The organism is Luteimonas sp. R10 (genome assembly GCF_045689605.1).
GTDB lineage: Bacteria > Pseudomonadota > Gammaproteobacteria > Xanthomonadales > Xanthomonadaceae > Luteimonas.
Genome location: NZ_CP141262.1, coordinates 1,605,984 through 1,621,022 on the forward strand (window position 1 = coordinate 1,605,984; position 15,039 = coordinate 1,621,022).

A 15,039-nucleotide genomic window follows, 5' to 3' on the forward strand; every position below is an offset into this window, starting at 1 on the left:
AGAGACGATGCCCAATCCAGGATCCACCGCAGGAACGCTGCACGTCGTCGCCACTCCGATCGGCAATCTCGGCGACCTGTCGCCGCGGGCGCAGCAGATCCTGCGCGCGGTCGACGCGATCTGCGCCGAGGACACCCGCCACAGCCGGCAGCTGCTGGCCCATTTCGGCATCGAGACCCCGCTGCTGGCCCTGCACGAGCACAACGAGGACCGCCAGGCCGGGCCCCTGGTGGCGCGGCTGCAGGCGGGCGACTCGCTGGCGTTGGTCAGCGACGCCGGCACGCCGCTGGTCAGCGACCCCGGCTACCGGTTGGTGCGCGCCGCGCGCGCGGCCGGGGTGCGGGTCAGCCCGGTGCCGGGGCCCAGCGCGCTGGTCGCGGCGCTGAGCGTGGCGGGGCTGGCCAGCGACCGGTTCGTGTTCGAGGGCTTCCTGCCGGCGAAGGCGGCCGCACGCCGCGAGCGGTTGGCGCGGCTGGCGGGCGAGACCCGCACGCTGATCTTCTACGAGTCCGCGCACCGGATCGCCGAATCGCTCGATGCCCTGCGCGCCGCCTTCGGCGGCGGGCGGCCGGCGGTGCTGGCGCGCGAACTGACCAAGCTGTTCGAGACCGTGCTCGACGGCAGCCTCGACCATCTGGCCGAGGCCATCGCCGTGGATCCCAACCAGCGCCGTGGCGAGTTCGTGGTGCTGGTGCAGGGCGCAGGCGAGGACGCCGATGCACGCCTGGCCGAGGGCCGGCGCGTGTACGCCGTGCTCGGCGCCCACCTGCCGCCGTCGACGGCGGCGAAGCTGGCGGCGGAGCTGACCGGCGCGCCGCGTCGCGCGCTGTACGGGGGCGGGCAGGGCGAGGAACGAGCGTAGAGGCACGAGAAACGAGAGATGGGAGCCAGGCCGGAGCTGGCGCGCCGTCATGCCGGCATCGGCTTTCGAACGGAGACCTGCCGCACTCGATGCGGAGCTGCGGCATCGCGACCGGGGCGCCGTCGCCCCCACCCCAGCCCTCCTCCGTGAACGGGGGAGGGAGCAGGTCGCGGAATCGGGGATGGCCGCGAAACGCCACCCCCGGGAAGCGCCCGACCCGCTCCTTCCCCCGCTTGCGGGGGAAGGCCGGGATGGGGGGCAGGCCGGAGCCGGCGCGCCGTCGTGCCCGGTCTGCATCGCGAGCGAGATTCCGCGGCGCTCGACGGAGCGACGCGATCACGCGCCGGGCCGTGGCGTCGTTCATTCCCGGTGTCCCGCTTCCCGTACAATGGATCGCGGCGGAGCCGGCCAGACAGTCGCGTCATCCGCGTCCATTTCGATGGCCGCGGGTGCCGAGGAAAGTCCGGGCTCCACAGGGCACGGTGCCAGGTAACGCCTGGGCGGCGCGAGCCGACGGAAAGTGCAACAGAAAGATACCGCCGATGGCCCCGCCACCCCCTTGCCGCCGGATGCGGCCCCGCGACGAGCGGCGGCAAGGGGGTGGCGGGGATCAGGTAAGGGTGAAATGGTGCGGTAAGAGCGCACCGCGAGTCCGGCAACGGACCGGTACGGCAAACCCCACCGGGAGCAAGGCCAAATAGGGACCTCATGACGTGGCCCGCGTCGGGTCCGGGTAGGCTGCTCGAGCGTAGCGGTGACGCTGCGCCTAGAGGAATGACTGTCCACGACAGAACCCGGCTTATCGGCCGGCTCCGCCCCTAGAACCGATCCGCCGGAAACCGCGACATCACGGCTCCGGCGGTGTTCCGAAGCGATTCCCATGGGTTGAAGCCTGCTGTTGCAGGGGCGGCCTGCTACGCGGTCCCGCGGCGTTCCCGGGCGCGGCCCGGGAACGCCGACGTTGCTGCGCGAACTGCAAGCTCCGCTACGCGCTTCCCTCCCCGCCGCGGCGCGGTCGCGCGCCTGACCCGTGCCGGTCATACCGCATCGCTAAGGTCCCGCCCTGCGTCGGAGTCGGTTGCCTGCAGGCGCCAGGCACAGGGGGAAACACGAATGCGGAGGCTGCTGATGCCGCGCCCGGCAGCGCTGGCGCTGGGCGGGTTGGCGATGCTGTTGGCGGGGTGCGGAGGCGAGCGTGCGATCCCGGAGCCGGAACGCGAGCGCGCCACGTCCGGACAGGAGGGGGTGCCGGCCCCAGGCGGGGTGGGCCCGGCCGACGACGCGGCACTGCAACGCCGGGCGGCGGAGGCGCTGCGCGCCGGACGGCTGTACGCGCCGGCCGGCGACAACGCCGTCGAGCACTATCTCGCGCTGCGCGAGCGCAGGCCGGGGGATGCCGGCGTTCACGGTGCGCTGACCGAACTGCAGCCCTACCTGCTGATCGCCGCCGAGCAGGCACTGGCGCGCGATGCATTCGACGAAGTGCAGCGGCTGCTGGAACTGGTCGCCAGGAACGACCCCGGCGCGCCGGCATTGCCGCGACTGCGCGAGGATCTCCAGGCAGCCTGGGCGGCGGTCGACAGCCGCGGAGCGCCGGAGACGGCATCCGCCCCCGTGCCGGACCGGCCGCAGGCGCCCGTCTCCCTGGAGAATCCGACGACGCCGGACAGGCCGGTGCCCAGCCCGTCCACCGCGGCGCGTACCGGTGGGGACGAAACGGGAGAGCCGCCAGCGTCGGCCCCCGCGCGGGAAGCGCGGCCCGCGCCTGGTGCCGACAGCGTCGCCGCGCCGGCGCTGCCCCCGTCACCGCGCGCCGCATCATCGCCATCGGCCGCAGGGCCCGTGGTCGCGGACGTCGCGCCGCCGCGGCTGCTCGAGGATTTGCCGCCGCGCTATCCGCTGATCGCGCTCAATCGCCGTGTCGAGGGGCATGTCGTGATCGTGGCGACCATCGCGGCGGACGGAAGGGTCACGGGTGCGAGGGTGCAGTCGGCGCAGCCGGAGGACGTATTCGACCGGTCCGCGCTGACCGCCGCCAGGCATTGGCGCTTCGAACCGGGCGCGCATGGCCGGACGGTGGTCCGGACGATCCGGTTCACGCTTCCGGGCGGCGGCGCAAGCCGCTGACCTTCCGGCGCCGTCCTTCTGCCCGGGTCGCTGTCCGGCCCGGCCCCGGCTCCGCCGTGCCTCGGAGGCTACCCGAGAAGTCCTGCGGTCGAGGGCGATGGACCGAGTGGCTGCCGAGAGCCGGCCGACGCCGCGTGCCCGTGAGGTCTGCCGCCGTGGGTCAGCAAGCGCCGTCCGACGTCACCTGCTCGCGCAGCTTCGCTGCTCCGGGCGCGTCGGCCCGGTTGGCCTTCACGCCCGCTACACACGAGCCTGAACGGCACCTCGTGCCGCCGAAGAGTGTGCGCTGTCGCAAAATTTGAGACGAAACAGCAGCTTGTGGATAAAGCTTGAACAAGTCTCTGAAGTTGTCCGCAAGTCCTTGACCTGATTGGTGAAAATCTGCCGGCAAAGTTGTTGACAACCCACAGGGCGGGTCATAAGGTGGCGAGGCGTGGGATTACCGGGAAACTGGTGGTATTCCGCGGCATTGAAGCCCGCCGCAGACGGGCATCCCGGGCAGGACTGTTGTGTTCCAGGGCGAGACCGCCATCACCATCGACGACAAGGGCCGGCTGGCGATCCCGACCGCCTACCGGGACCTGATCGCGCGCGCGTGCGGCAACCGCCTGGTCATCACCTACAACCCCTTCGAGTCCGGCTGCCTGTTCCTTTATCCCGAGAAGGAATGGGAGCGCGTGCGCGACGCGGTCAACGCCCTGCCGGGCACGCTGTCGGCCCACCGCCGCATGCAGCGCAACCTGGTCGGTTCCGCGGCGCCGGTCGAACTCGACGGCAGCAGCCGCATCGGCATTCCCGCCAGCCACCGCAGCGCGGTCGGCATCGAGAAGAAGGCCGTGCTGCTGGGCATGGGCGACAAATTCGAATTGTGGAGCGAGCAGGCGCATCACGCGCAGATCCGGCAGACGATCTCTGACGAGGATCTGAGCGAGCACATGCTCGAGCTGAGGTTGTGAGCGTGGGTGGCGCGGACGCCCGGTCCGGCCACCTTCCTGTGATGGTCGCGCAGGTCGTGGAGGCGCTGCGGGTGATCGAGGACGGAGCCTACCTGGACGGCACGTTCGGCCGCGGCGGCCATGCCCGCCGGGTGCTGGAGCGCCTGGGCGCGGAAGGCCGGCTGCTGCTGATGGACAAGGATCCCGACGCGATCGCGGTCGCCGAGCGCACGTTGGGCGCCGACCCACGCGTGGCGATCCGCCGCGGCAGCTTCGCCGCGCTGGCCGACTGGGACCTGGCGCGCACCGGCCTGGACGGCGTGCTGTTCGATCTCGGCGTCTCCTCGCCGCAGCTCGACGTTGCCGAGCGCGGCTTCAGTTTCGGCAAGGACGGTCCGCTCGACATGCGCATGGATCCGGACGCCGGCGAAAGCGCGGCCGAGTGGCTGGCGCGTGCCGACGAACGCGAGATCGCCGACGTGCTGTGGACCTACGGCGAGGAGCGCATGAGCCGGCGCATCGCCCGCGCCATCGTCGCCCGCCGCGGCGAGGCGCCGCTGACGCGGACCGCGGAATTGGCCGAACTGATCGCCGCGGTGGTGCCGCGCGGGCGCCAGGCCCGCTCCAAGCAGGAGATCCATCCGGCCACGCGCTCGTTCCAGGCCATCCGCATCCACGTCAACCGCGAACTGGCCGATCTCGAGGCCGGGCTCGACGCCGCGCATGCGGTGCTGAAGCCGGGTGGGCGCCTGGCTGTGATCAGCTTCCACTCGCTGGAGGACCGGATCGTCAAGCGCTTCATCGCGGGCCGCGCGAAGGCGCCGCCCGGCAACCGCCGGCTGCCGGCAGCCGAGGATTTCGAGCCGACGCTGCACGCGATCGGCGGCGCGCAGAAGGCCGACGCCGCCGAGATCGCCGCCAACCCGCGCGCCCGCAGCGCGGTGTTGCGGGTGGCTGAAAAGCCGGGATTGGTGATTCGTGATTCGGGATTCGATGAAAGCGGCAACGTCGCCAACGGAGAGCCGAACGGGCGAGGCCCGGCTTCGCTCTTGCGAATCACGAATCACGAATCCCCAATCCCGGCCGCAGCGGAGCTGCGGCCATGACCCGCATCCTCCTGGCCGTGCTGCTCCTGGCCGACGTGATCAGCGCGATCGGTGTGGTGCATGCGCGCCACCAGCACCGGCAGCTGTTCGTCGAATTGACCCGGCTCGAGCGCGCGCGCGACGAGCTCAACATCGACTTCGGGCGCCTGCAGCTCGAGCAGGCGACCTGGGCCGAGAGCAATCGCATCGACCAGGTGGCGCGCCAGCGGCTGGGCATGAAGTTCCCCGAGACCGCGGACATCGTGGTGGTCCGGCCATGACGGCGGTCGCGCCATGAAGTTCAAGCGCGCCCCGGGCGGCACCGCCAAGCGGCCGCGTACCCGCGCGCAGTTCAACCTGCGCGGGCGGCTGGCGCTGGTCGCCGGCGCGCTCGGACTGTGCTCGGTGGTGCTGGTCGGGCGCGCGGTCGACCTGCAGCTGATCGACAACGCCTTCTATCAGCAGAAGGCGGATTCGCGGTTCCTGCGCGAGCTGCCGATCGCGACCTCGCGCGGCATGATCACCGACCGCAACGGCGAGCCGCTGGCGATCTCCACCCCGGTGGCCTCGCTGTGGGCCAACCCGCAGGAGCTGGTCAAGCATCCCGAGCGCATCGCCGAACTGGCCGCCGCGATCGGGGTGCAGGAGGAGGCGCTCGCGCGCAGCGTGACCCAGCGCGCCGACAAGGAGTTCATGTACCTGCCGGGGCAGCGCCGGATCCACCCCGCGGCGGCGCAGAAGGTGCTGGCGCTGGGCGTGCCCGGGGTCTTCAGCCAGCGCGAGTTCCGCCGCTTCTACCCGCAGGGCGAGGCGCTGGCGCACGTGCTCGGCTTCACCAACATCGACGACCGCGGCCAGGAGGGCATCGAGCTGGCGTTCGACGATTGGCTGCGCGGCAATCCCGGAGCGCAGAAGGTCATCCGCGACCGCCGCGGGCGCATCGTCGAGAACGTCGACCTGGTGCGCCCGGCCGAGCCCGGCAAGGACCTGACGCTGAGCATCGATCGCCGCATCCAGTTCCTGGCCCACCGCGAGCTGCGCAACGCGCTGACCCGCTCCGGCGCCAGCGCGGGCTCGATCGTGGTGTTGGACGTCGCCACCGGCGAGGTGCTGGCGATGGCCAACCTGCCGGGCTACAACCCGCACGTGGTGTCGGGCGGCGACCGCGACGCACGCCGCAACCGCGCCGTCACCGACCTGATCGAGCCCGGTTCGACGATGAAGCCGCTGACAGTGGCCGCCGCGCTCGAGGCCGGCGTGGTGACGCCGGCGACGCGGATCGACACCAGCCCGGGCTGGATCCCGAACGGGCGCTATCGCACCAGCGATTTCCGCAACTACGGCGTGCTCGACGTCACCGGCATCATCACCAAGAGCTCCAACGTCGGCGTCTCCAAGCTGGTGCACAAGCTGCCCGACCGGCAGTACTACGAGTTCCTGCGCCGTTTCGGCTACGGCGCCAGTACCCACAGCGGCTTTCCAGGCGAGGCTTCCGGCCTGTTCCCGGAACCGGAGGGATGGAGCGGCACCACCAAGCAGGCGATGTCCTACGGCTACGGCCTGTCGGCCACGCCGCTGCAGATCGCCGTCGCCTACGCCGCGCTCGGCAACGGCGGCCGCGCGATCGCGCCGACCTTCGTCAAGGGCCAGCACAACGAACCGCGCCAGGTGCTCGATCCGGCGATCGCGCAGCAGATCGTGTCGATGATGCAGACGGTGACCGAGCCCGGCGGCACCGCGACCCGCGCCGCGATCCTCGGCTACCACGTCGCCGGCAAGACCGGCACCGCGCGCAAGGCCAGCGGCGGCGGCTACGCGCGCCGCTACGTGGCGTTCTTCGCCGGCCTGGTGCCGGCGGAGAATCCGCGCTTCTCGATGGTGGTGGTGATCGACGATCCCGACACCTCGGGCGGCGGCTCGACCTATGGCGGTGGCTGGGTGGCGGCCCCGGTGTTCAAGAGCGTCATGGAAGGCGCGCTGCGGCTGATGGACGTGCCGCCGGACGACATCGAGACCTGGCTGGCGGCGCAGGCCGGGGAAAAGCTGGGAATGGGGAATCGGGCGTCGGGACTCGACGAAGCAAGAACAAGAACACAAGCGGGACCTCCCGCGTCGCACGCAGGCGACGAGCCGGCGATGCGCGCTGGCGCGCTCGCACGATTCCCGACGCCCGATTCCCCATTCCCGGCCCCGGCCCGAGGTGCGCGATGAGCGCCGCCATGCGCCTGGCCGATCTGCTCCCCGACATCGCCGCGGTGCCGCCGGCGCTGGCCGTGAGCGGACTGGCGCAGGACAGCCGCGAGGTGCGCGAGGGCGATGCCTTCCTCGCGATCCCCGGCTTCGGCAGCCACGGCCTGCGCTTCGTGGCGCAGGCGCGGGCGGCCGGCGCGCGCGCGATCCTGTTCGAGCCGCCGGCGCCGGACGACGCGCCCCCGCCCGCCGACGCGATCGCGGTGCCGGCGCTGCGCACCCGCATGGGCGCGATGGCCGATCGCCTGTACGGCGCGCCCTCGGCGGCGATGACCACCGTCGGCGTCACCGGCACCAACGGCAAGACCTCCACCGTGCAGCTGCTGGCGCAGGCGTGGACGCTGCAAGGCCGCCGCGCCGGCAGCATCGGCACCCTCGGCGCCGGGCTGCACGGCGAGGTCGAGGCGACCGGCTTCACCACGCCGCAGGTGGTGCAGATGCACGCGCTGCTGGCACGGCTGCGCGATGCCGGCGCGACCGCGGTGGCGATGGAGATCAGCTCGCACGCGCTCGACCAGGGCCGGGTGGACGGCGTGCACTTCCGGGTCGCGGTGTTCACCAACCTCACGCGCGACCACCTCGACTATCACGGCGACATGGACGCCTATGGCGCCGCCAAGGCGCGGCTGTTCGCCTGGCCGGGCCTGCAGGCGGCGGTGGTCAACCTCGACGACGCGTTCGGCCGGGGGCTGCACGCGCGGCTGGCCGCGTCGGCTTCCGCGTCCGACGGCGGTGCCGTGCCGCGAGCGATCGGCGTCAGCGCGCGTGGCGACGCCGCGGCGACGGTGCGGGCCGGTGGCCTGACGCTCGACGGCCAGGGCCTCGCCTTCGACCTGCACGTCGGCGACGCCGTGCATCCGGTGCGCTCGCCGCTGCTGGGGCGCTTCAACGTCGACAACCTGCTCGCGGTCGCCGGCGCGCTGCACGCGCTGGACCAGGCACCGGCCGACATCGCCGACGTACTGGCGCGGCTGCAGCCGGTCGCCGGACGCATGAACCGGCTCGGCGGCAGCGGCGGCGCCCCGCTGGTGGTGGTCGACTACGCGCACACGCCGGACGCGCTGGAGCAGGCCTTGGCGAGCCTGCGCGCGCATGCGCGCGGCCGCGTCGTCTGCGTGTTCGGCTGCGGCGGTGAACGCGACCGCGGCAAGCGTCCGCAGATGGCGGCGATCGCCGAGGCCGGCGCCGACCGGGTGATCGTCACCGACGACAATCCGCGCCGCGAGGACGGCGACGCCATCGTCGCCGACATCCTGCCGGGCTTCGCCGATCCGGATGCGGTCCTCGTGCAGCGCGACCGCGCGCGCGCGATCGCCCGCGCCATCGGCGAGGCCGGCGCCGGCGACATCGTGCTGGTCGCCGGCAAGGGCCACGAGCCCTACCAGGACATCGGCGGCGTGCGCCATCCGTTCGACGACACCGCGGTCGCGCGCGCGGCGCTGGGGGGCCGGGCATGAACCCGCTGCCGCTTTCGCGGATCGCGCAATGGACCCACGGCCGCCTGCAGGCGGGCCAGGGCGCCGGCGACGTGCTGATCGACGCGATCGAGACCGACACCCGCCGCTTCGACGCCAGCGACGGCCGCGCCGCGCTGTTCGTCGCCCTGGTGGGCGAGCAGTTCGACGGCAACGACCATGTCGGCGCCGCCGCCGAGCTGGGCGCCCGCGCGGCGCTGGTATCGCGGCCGGCACCGATCGCGCTGCCACAGATCGTCGTCGCCGACACCCGGCAGGCGCTGGCGGCGTTCGCGGCGGCGATGCAGCACGCGCGGGCCACGCGCGTGGTCGCGATCACCGGCAGCAACGGGAAGACCGGCGTCAAGCAGATGCTGCTGCCGATCCTGCAGCGCGCGGGCAAGGCCTACGCCAATCCCGGCAATCGCAACAACGAGATCGGGTTGCCGCTGGCGGTGATCGACGCGCCGGAAGACGCCGATTACGCGATCTACGAGATGGGCGCCGGCAAGCCCGGCGACATCGCCTGGCTGACGGCCGTCGCGCGGCCGCACGTGGCCGTGGTCACCAACGTCGCGCCGGCGCACCTGCAGCGCATGGGCAGCCTGCTCGGCGTGGCCGACACCAAGGCGGCGATCTACGACGCGCTGCCGGTCGACGGGGTCGCGGTGATCAATGCCGACGACGCCTTCGCGCAGTACTTCGCCGAGCGCGCGCACGGCCGGCGCCTGATCCGTTTCGGGCTGGAGGCGAGCGCCGAGGTCACCGCGCGCGAGGTGCGCGTGGGCGAGGACGGCTCGCGTTTCGTGCTGGTCGTGCCGGGCGGCGAGGCCGAGGTGATGCTGCCGCTGAGCGGTCGCCACAACGTCCGCAACGCGCTGGCCGCGGCGGCGCTGGCAATCGGCGTCGTTGGCCTGGACGCCGCGACCATCGCCGCCGGCCTGTCCGAAGCGCGGCCGGTGGCAGGCCGCCTGGTGCGCCATCGCGTGCGCGGCGGCGCGCTGCTGATCGACGACAGCTACAACGCCAATCCCGGTTCGCTCGCGGCCGCGATCGACACGCTCGCGGCCGCGCGCGACGGCGACAGCTGGCTGGTGCTCGGCGACATGGGCGAGCTGGGTGCCGACGCCGAGGCGCTGCATGCCGAGGTCGGCCGCCGCGCCAGGCGCGCCGGCATCGCGCGGCTGTACGCGCTCGGGCAGCTGAGCGCGGCGGCGGCTGAGGCCTTCGGCGAGGGCGCGCGCCGCTTCGAGATGCATGCGGCCCTGGCCGAGGCGCTGCGCGCCGACCTGGCCGCCGCGGACGCACCGGCCCGCGTGCGGGTGCTGGTGAAGGGATCGCGCAGCAGCGCGATGGAGCGGATCGTCTCCGCGTTGCTGTCCGACGAACACACCCCAGGGGAGGAATCCGCCGATGCTGCTTGAGCTCGCGCGCTGGCTGCAGGGCCTGGAGAATTTCTTCTCCCTGTTCAACTATCTCACCTTCCGCGGCATCCTCGCGGCGCTGACGTCGCTGTTCCTGTCGCTGTGGTGGGGCCCGGCGCTGATCCGCAGGCTGGCGCAGTACAAGGGTGGGCAGCCGATCCGCCAGGACGGCCCGCAGACGCACTTCTCCAAGGCCGGCACGCCGACCATGGGCGGCGCGCTGATCCTGATCGCGGTGCTGGCCGCGGTGCTGCTGTGGGGCGACCTGCGCAACAAGTACGTGTGGGTGGTGCTGGCGGTGATGCTGGCGTTCGGCGCCATCGGCTGGTACGACGACTGGATCAAGATCGTCAAGCGCGATCCCAACGGCCTGAAGTCGCGCTGGAAGTACCTGCTGCAGTCGCTGTTCGGCCTGGCCGCCGGCCTGTTCCTGTTCTACAGCGCCGACGTGCCGGCCGCGACCACGTTCTACATCCCGCTGTTCAAGGCGATCGCGCTGCCGCTGGTGGGGGTGAGCTTCGTCGCCATCGCCTACTTCTGGATCGTCGGCTTTTCCAACGCGGTCAACCTCACCGACGGCCTCGACGGGCTGGCGATCATGCCGACGGTGCTGGTGGCGTGCGCGCTGGGCGTGTTCGCCTACGCCTCCGGGCACGCCGAGTTCTCCGAGTACCTGCAGATCCCGCGCATCCCCGGCGCCGGCGAGCTGGTGATCATCTGCGCCGCGATCGCCGGCGCCGGGCTCGGCTTCCTGTGGTTCAACACCTATCCGGCGATGGTGTTCATGGGCGACATCGGCGCGCTGGCGCTGGGCGCCGCGCTCGGCGCGATCGCGGTGATCGTGCGCCAGGAACTGGTGCTGGTGATCATGGGCGGGATCTTCGTCATCGAGACGCTGTCGGTGATGATCCAGGTGGCGTCGTTCAAGCTCACCGGCCGGCGCGTGTTCCGGATGGCGCCGATCCACCACCATTTCGAACTCAAGGGCTGGCCAGAGCCGCGGGTGATCGTGCGCTTCTGGATCATCTCGGTGATCCTGGTGCTGGTCGGCCTGGCCACGCTGAAGGTGCGCTGATGGACGGCACCCCGCGCCAGGCCACCCGACTCGACGCCATCCACGGCCGCTTCGACCCGTGGCTGCTCGGCGCCGCCATCGCCCTGGCGACGCTGGGCGTGGTGATGGTGGCGTCGAGCTCGATCGCCATCGGCGAGGACCTCGAGGTCGGGCCGTTCTACTTCCTGGTCCGCCACCTGATGTTCCTGGGCATGGGCACGGCACTGTGCCTGCTGGCGATGCGCACCGAAATGCGCAGCATCGAGAAATACGACCGCCTGCTTCTGCTGGGCTGCTTCGTGCTGCTGCTGATGGTGTTCCTGCCGGGGCTCGGCCACACCGTCAACGGCGCGCGGCGCTGGGTCAATCTCGGCGTGTCCAAGTTCCAGACGGTCGAAGCGGTCAAGCTGATGTACATCGTGTGGCTGTCGAGCTACCTGGTGCGCTTCCGCGACGAGGTCAACGCGACCTGGGGCGCCATGCTCAAGCCGCTCGGCGTCGCCGCCGGGCTGATGCTGCTGTTGGTGCTGCAGCCGGACTTCGGTTCGCTGGCGCTGATCCTGGCGATCACCGCCGGCATGCTCGTGCTGGGCGGCGTGCACATGCCGCGCATGGCCGCGCCGGTGCTGGTGATCCTGCCGCTGCTGGCGATCGTCGCCATCGCCGAGCCGTACCGCATGCGCCGGCTCACCTCGTTCATGGATCCGTTCGCCGATCCGTTCAACAGCGGCTACCAGCTGGCCAACGCGCTGATGGCGGTCGGCCGCGGCGAATGGTTCGGGGTCGGCCTTGGCGCCTCGGTGCAGAAGCTGTCCTACCTGCCGGAGGCGCATACCGACTTCATCCTGGCGGTGATCGGCGAGGAGCTGGGCTTCTTCGGCGTCTGCCTGGTGATCGGCCTGTACGCGCTGCTGGTCGGGCGCGCATTGTGGATCGGTCTGAAATGCGTCGAGATGCGCCGCCACTTCGCCGGCTACTGCGCGTTCGGCGTGGCGCTGGCGATCGGGCTGCAGAGCCTGGTGTCGATCGGCGTGAACCTCGGCTTGCTGCCGACCAAGGGCCTGACCCTGCCGCTGGTGTCCTCCGGCGGCTCCAGCGTGCTGATGACTTGCCTGGCGATCGGCCTGCTGCTGCGCGTGTCCTACGAGCTCGATCGCGCCCAGCGTCAGGTGGCGCGGCTGCGCGGCGAGGCGGCGCAGCCGCCGGCCGCCGATGCGGCCGGCGCGATGCAGGCGCCGAAGCCCGCCCCGGTTGCCGGTGCGGCGCGCGGCACCAGCCGCCTGCGCCAGCGGATCGAGCCGACCCTGGGGAGGACCGCATGATCCGCCGCCTGCTCGAGACCCATGCGTTGTCCACGGCGGATTTCGCCCGCGCGTTCTCGCGCGTGCACTTCGTCGGCATCGGCGGCACCGGCATGAGCGGCATCGCGGAGGTGCTGTGCACGCTCGGCTACGAGGTGTCCGGCTCCGACCTGGCCGACAACGCCGTCACCCGCCGGCTGCAGTCGCTCGGCGTCGCCGTGCATCGCGGGCACACCGCCGCCAACGTGCTCGGCACCGACTGCGTGGTGGTGTCCAGCGCGATCAAGCCCGACAACCCGGAGCTGCTGGAGGCGCGTTCGCAGCGCATCCCGGTGGTGCCGCGCGCGGAGATGCTGGCCGAGCTGATGCGCTTCCGCCGCGGCATCGCGGTGGCCGGCACCCACGGCAAGACCACCACCACCTCGCTGCTGGCCAGCGTGCTGGCCGAGGGCGGGCTGGATCCCACCTTCGTCATCGGCGGCCAGCTGCTCGCCGCCGGCGCCAACGCGCGCCTGGGCGGCAGCGACTGGCTGGTGGCCGAGGCCGACGAGAGCGACGGCAGCTTCCTGCGCCTTAACCCGCTGATCGCCATCGTCACCAACATCGACGCCGATCACCTGGAGAACTACGGCGGCGACTTCGCCCGCGTGCAGGCGGCGTTCTCCGAATTCCTGCACCGGCTGCCGTTCTACGGCCTGGCGGTGCTGTGCATCGACGACGCCGACGTCGCGCGGCTGGCGACGCAGACGCCGCGCCACGTCACCACCTACGGCTTCGATCCCAAGGCCGACGTGCGCGCCGAGGACGTCGACCAGGACGGCCCGCGCATGCGCTTCGTGCTGCGGCTGCCGGACGGCTCGCGCACGCCGGTGTCGCTGGCGCTGCCCGGCCGCCACAACGTGCAGAACGCGCTGGCCGCCGCCTCGGTCGCCTGGCAGCTGGGCGTGGCGCCGGAAGCGATCGCGGCCGCGCTGCGGAAGTTCGCCGGCATCGGCCGCCGCTTCAACCTGCTGGCGGAGCTGCGCACCGCGCAGGGCGCCACGGTGCAACTGGTCGACGACTACGGCCACCACCCGAAGGAGCTGAAGGCGGTGTTCGAGGCGGCGCGCGGCGGCTGGCCCGACCGGCGCCTGGTGGTGGCGTTCCAGCCGCACCGCTACAGCCGCACCCGCGACCTGCTGGACGACTTCGCCGGCGTGCTGTCGGAGGTCGACGCGCTGGTGCTGACCGAGGTCTACGCCGCCGGCGAGGCGCCGATCGCCAACGCAGACGCCAAGGCGCTTGCGCGCGCGATCCGCGCGCGCGGGCGCATCGATCCGGTGCTGGTCGCCAGCGCCCAGGACCTGCCGCGGATCCTGCCCGACGTGCTCGAGGACGGCGACCTGCTGCTGATGATGGGCGCCGGCGACATCGGCCAGGTGGTGCAGCAGCTGGCCGCCGACGGTTTCGAGGAGGCGGCATGAGCCTGCTTGCGCCCCCGCGCCATACCGACCCGGCCGTGTTCGGCCGCGTCGCCGTGCTGATGGGCGGCAGCTCGTCCGAGCGCGAGGTCTCGCTCGATTCCGGCGCCGGCGTGCTCGCGGCCCTGCGCGCGCGCGGCGTCGACGCGCAAGCGGTCGACGGCATCCCGGCGCTGGCGAAGGCGCTGGCCGGCGGCGACTTCGACCGCGTGTTCAACATCCTCCACGGCCAGCACGGCGGTGGCGAGGACGGGGTCGTGCAGGGGCTGATGGATGCATTCGGCGTGCCGTACACCGGCTCCGGCGTGCTCGGCTCGGCGCTGGCGATGGACAAGATCCGCACCAAGCAGGTGTGGCTGGCCCTGGGCCTGCCGACGCCGGGCTACGTGCGCCTGCGCAAGGGCGACGATGTCCACGCCGCCGCGCGCAAGCTGGGACTGCCGGTGATCGTCAAGCCGTCGCAGGAAGGCTCCAGCGTCGGCGTCAGCCGCGTGTTCGACGAGGCCGATCTCGACGCCGCGGTCGAGCTCGCCGCGCGCTATCCCGGCGAACTGCTGATGGAGCGGATGATCGAGGGCGACGAGCTGACCGTCGGGGTGATCGTCGACGCCGCGGGCCCGCACGCGCTGCCGTCGATCCGCATCGTGCCCAAGGGCGCCTGGTACGACTACCACGCCAAGTACGTCGCCGAGGACACGCAGTACCTGTGCCCGGGCCTGCAGGGCGAGGACGAGGCGCGGATCGGCCGGCTCTCGGTCGAGGCGTTCGTCGCCGCCGGCTGCGCCGGCTGGGGCCGCGTGGACCTGATGCGCGACCGCGACAGCGGCGACGTCTTCCTGCTCGAGGTCAACACCGCGCCCGGCATGACCACCCACTCGCTGGTCCCCAAGGCCGCGGCGCAAGCCGGCATCGGCATGGAGGAACTGTGCTGGCGGATCCTGGAGACAGCGTTGTGAAGCGGGGATTCGGGATTCGGGATTGGGGATTCGCAAAGGCGGCCATGTCGGCGCCGACGATGGTCAGTGCGTGCGATTTTGCTTTTGCGAATCCCCAATCCCGAATCCCCAATCCCGTCGCTTGCGGAGCA

At 72.0% G+C, this 15,039-nt stretch carries 12 protein-coding genes and 1 other RNA gene; all 13 read left to right on the forward strand.

Translation table 11 applies throughout. The features are described 5' to 3' along the window. The first annotated feature begins 7 nt into the window (after positions 1 to 7). Positions 8 to 862 carry a 16S rRNA (cytidine(1402)-2'-O)-methyltransferase gene (gene rsmI, locus U3649_RS06725; protein WP_407354093.1) on the forward strand — a complete coding sequence of 285 codons (855 nt, stop codon included), beginning with the start codon at positions 8 to 10 and terminating at the stop codon, positions 860 to 862. Between the two features lie 400 nt (positions 863 to 1,262). Continuing rightward, positions 1,263 to 1,680: RNase P RNA component class A (gene rnpB / locus U3649_RS06730), an RNA gene on the forward strand. Positions 1,681 to 1,990: 310 nt separating this feature from the next. Continuing rightward, positions 1,991 to 2,989 carry a TonB family protein gene (locus U3649_RS06735; protein ID WP_407354094.1) on the forward strand — a complete coding sequence of 333 codons (999 nt, stop codon included), beginning with the start codon at positions 1,991 to 1,993 and terminating at the stop codon, positions 2,987 to 2,989. Positions 2,990 to 3,498: 509 nt separating this feature from the next. After that, positions 3,499 to 3,945, forward strand: a complete 447-nt coding sequence (mraZ, locus tag U3649_RS06740; protein ID WP_370561950.1) for a division/cell wall cluster transcriptional repressor MraZ — start codon at positions 3,499 to 3,501, stop codon at positions 3,943 to 3,945. Between the two features lie 41 nt (positions 3,946 to 3,986). Next, a complete protein-coding gene (rsmH, locus tag U3649_RS06745) occupies positions 3,987 to 5,030 on the forward strand; it encodes a 16S rRNA (cytosine(1402)-N(4))-methyltransferase RsmH (protein WP_407354095.1) in 1,044 nt (347 codons plus the stop codon). Then, positions 5,027 to 5,290 (forward strand): cell division protein FtsL, encoded by a 264-nt coding sequence (ftsL, locus tag U3649_RS06750; RefSeq protein ID WP_407354096.1) that lies wholly within the window; start codon positions 5,027 to 5,029, stop codon positions 5,288 to 5,290. The genes rsmH and ftsL overlap by 4 nt, the downstream gene beginning before the upstream one ends. Positions 5,291 to 5,303: 13 nt before the next feature. Continuing rightward, positions 5,304 to 7,220: a peptidoglycan D,D-transpeptidase FtsI family protein gene (locus U3649_RS06755; protein ID WP_407354097.1), complete on the forward strand. Its 1,917-nt coding sequence runs from the start codon at positions 5,304 to 5,306 to the stop codon at positions 7,218 to 7,220. Further along, positions 7,217 to 8,716: a UDP-N-acetylmuramoyl-L-alanyl-D-glutamate--2,6-diaminopimelate ligase gene (locus U3649_RS06760; protein ID WP_407354098.1), complete on the forward strand. Its 1,500-nt coding sequence runs from the start codon at positions 7,217 to 7,219 to the stop codon at positions 8,714 to 8,716. The genes U3649_RS06755 and U3649_RS06760 overlap by 4 nt, the downstream gene beginning before the upstream one ends. After that, positions 8,713 to 10,137 (forward strand): UDP-N-acetylmuramoyl-tripeptide--D-alanyl-D-alanine ligase, encoded by a 1,425-nt coding sequence (gene murF / locus U3649_RS06765; protein ID WP_407354099.1) that lies wholly within the window; start codon positions 8,713 to 8,715, stop codon positions 10,135 to 10,137. Before U3649_RS06760 ends, murF begins: the two co-directional genes overlap by 4 nt. Next, positions 10,127 to 11,212: a phospho-N-acetylmuramoyl-pentapeptide-transferase gene (gene mraY / locus U3649_RS06770; RefSeq protein WP_149195485.1), complete on the forward strand. Its 1,086-nt coding sequence runs from the start codon at positions 10,127 to 10,129 to the stop codon at positions 11,210 to 11,212. The genes murF and mraY overlap by 11 nt, the downstream gene beginning before the upstream one ends. Next, on the forward strand, positions 11,212 to 12,513 hold the full coding sequence (gene ftsW, locus U3649_RS06775; RefSeq protein WP_407354100.1) for a putative lipid II flippase FtsW: 1,302 nt from the start codon (positions 11,212 to 11,214) through the stop codon (positions 12,511 to 12,513). The genes mraY and ftsW overlap by 1 nt, the downstream gene beginning before the upstream one ends. Then, positions 12,510 to 13,955 carry a UDP-N-acetylmuramate--L-alanine ligase gene (gene murC / locus U3649_RS06780; RefSeq protein ID WP_407354101.1) on the forward strand — a complete coding sequence of 482 codons (1,446 nt, stop codon included), beginning with the start codon at positions 12,510 to 12,512 and terminating at the stop codon, positions 13,953 to 13,955. The genes ftsW and murC overlap by 4 nt, the downstream gene beginning before the upstream one ends. Next, on the forward strand, positions 13,952 to 14,908 hold the full coding sequence (locus U3649_RS06785; RefSeq protein WP_407354102.1) for a D-alanine--D-alanine ligase: 957 nt from the start codon (positions 13,952 to 13,954) through the stop codon (positions 14,906 to 14,908). The genes murC and U3649_RS06785 overlap by 4 nt, the downstream gene beginning before the upstream one ends. The last annotated feature ends 131 nt before the right edge of the window (positions 14,909 to 15,039 follow it).

What these genes read in the sequence shown, in the direction of transcription:
- rsmI (WP_407354093.1), top strand. Translation starts at nt 8, where the DNA reads ATGCCCAATCCAGGATCCACCGCAGGAACGCTGCACGTCGTCGCCACT.
- U3649_RS06735 (WP_407354094.1), top strand. Translation starts at nt 1,991, where the DNA reads ATGCCGCGCCCGGCAGCGCTGGCGCTGGGCGGGTTGGCGATGCTGTTG.
- rsmH (WP_407354095.1), top strand. Translation starts at nt 3,987, where the DNA reads ATGGTCGCGCAGGTCGTGGAGGCGCTGCGGGTGATCGAGGACGGAGCC.
- ftsL (WP_407354096.1), top strand. Translation starts at nt 5,027, where the DNA reads ATGACCCGCATCCTCCTGGCCGTGCTGCTCCTGGCCGACGTGATCAGC.
- U3649_RS06755 (WP_407354097.1), top strand. Translation starts at nt 5,304, where the DNA reads ATGAAGTTCAAGCGCGCCCCGGGCGGCACCGCCAAGCGGCCGCGTACC.
- U3649_RS06760 (WP_407354098.1), top strand. Translation starts at nt 7,217, where the DNA reads ATGAGCGCCGCCATGCGCCTGGCCGATCTGCTCCCCGACATCGCCGCG.
- murF (WP_407354099.1), top strand. Translation starts at nt 8,713, where the DNA reads ATGAACCCGCTGCCGCTTTCGCGGATCGCGCAATGGACCCACGGCCGC.
- mraY (WP_149195485.1), top strand. Translation starts at nt 10,127, where the DNA reads ATGCTGCTTGAGCTCGCGCGCTGGCTGCAGGGCCTGGAGAATTTCTTC.
- ftsW (WP_407354100.1), top strand. Translation starts at nt 11,212, where the DNA reads ATGGACGGCACCCCGCGCCAGGCCACCCGACTCGACGCCATCCACGGC.
- murC (WP_407354101.1), top strand. Translation starts at nt 12,510, where the DNA reads ATGATCCGCCGCCTGCTCGAGACCCATGCGTTGTCCACGGCGGATTTC.
- U3649_RS06785 (WP_407354102.1), top strand. Translation starts at nt 13,952, where the DNA reads ATGAGCCTGCTTGCGCCCCCGCGCCATACCGACCCGGCCGTGTTCGGC.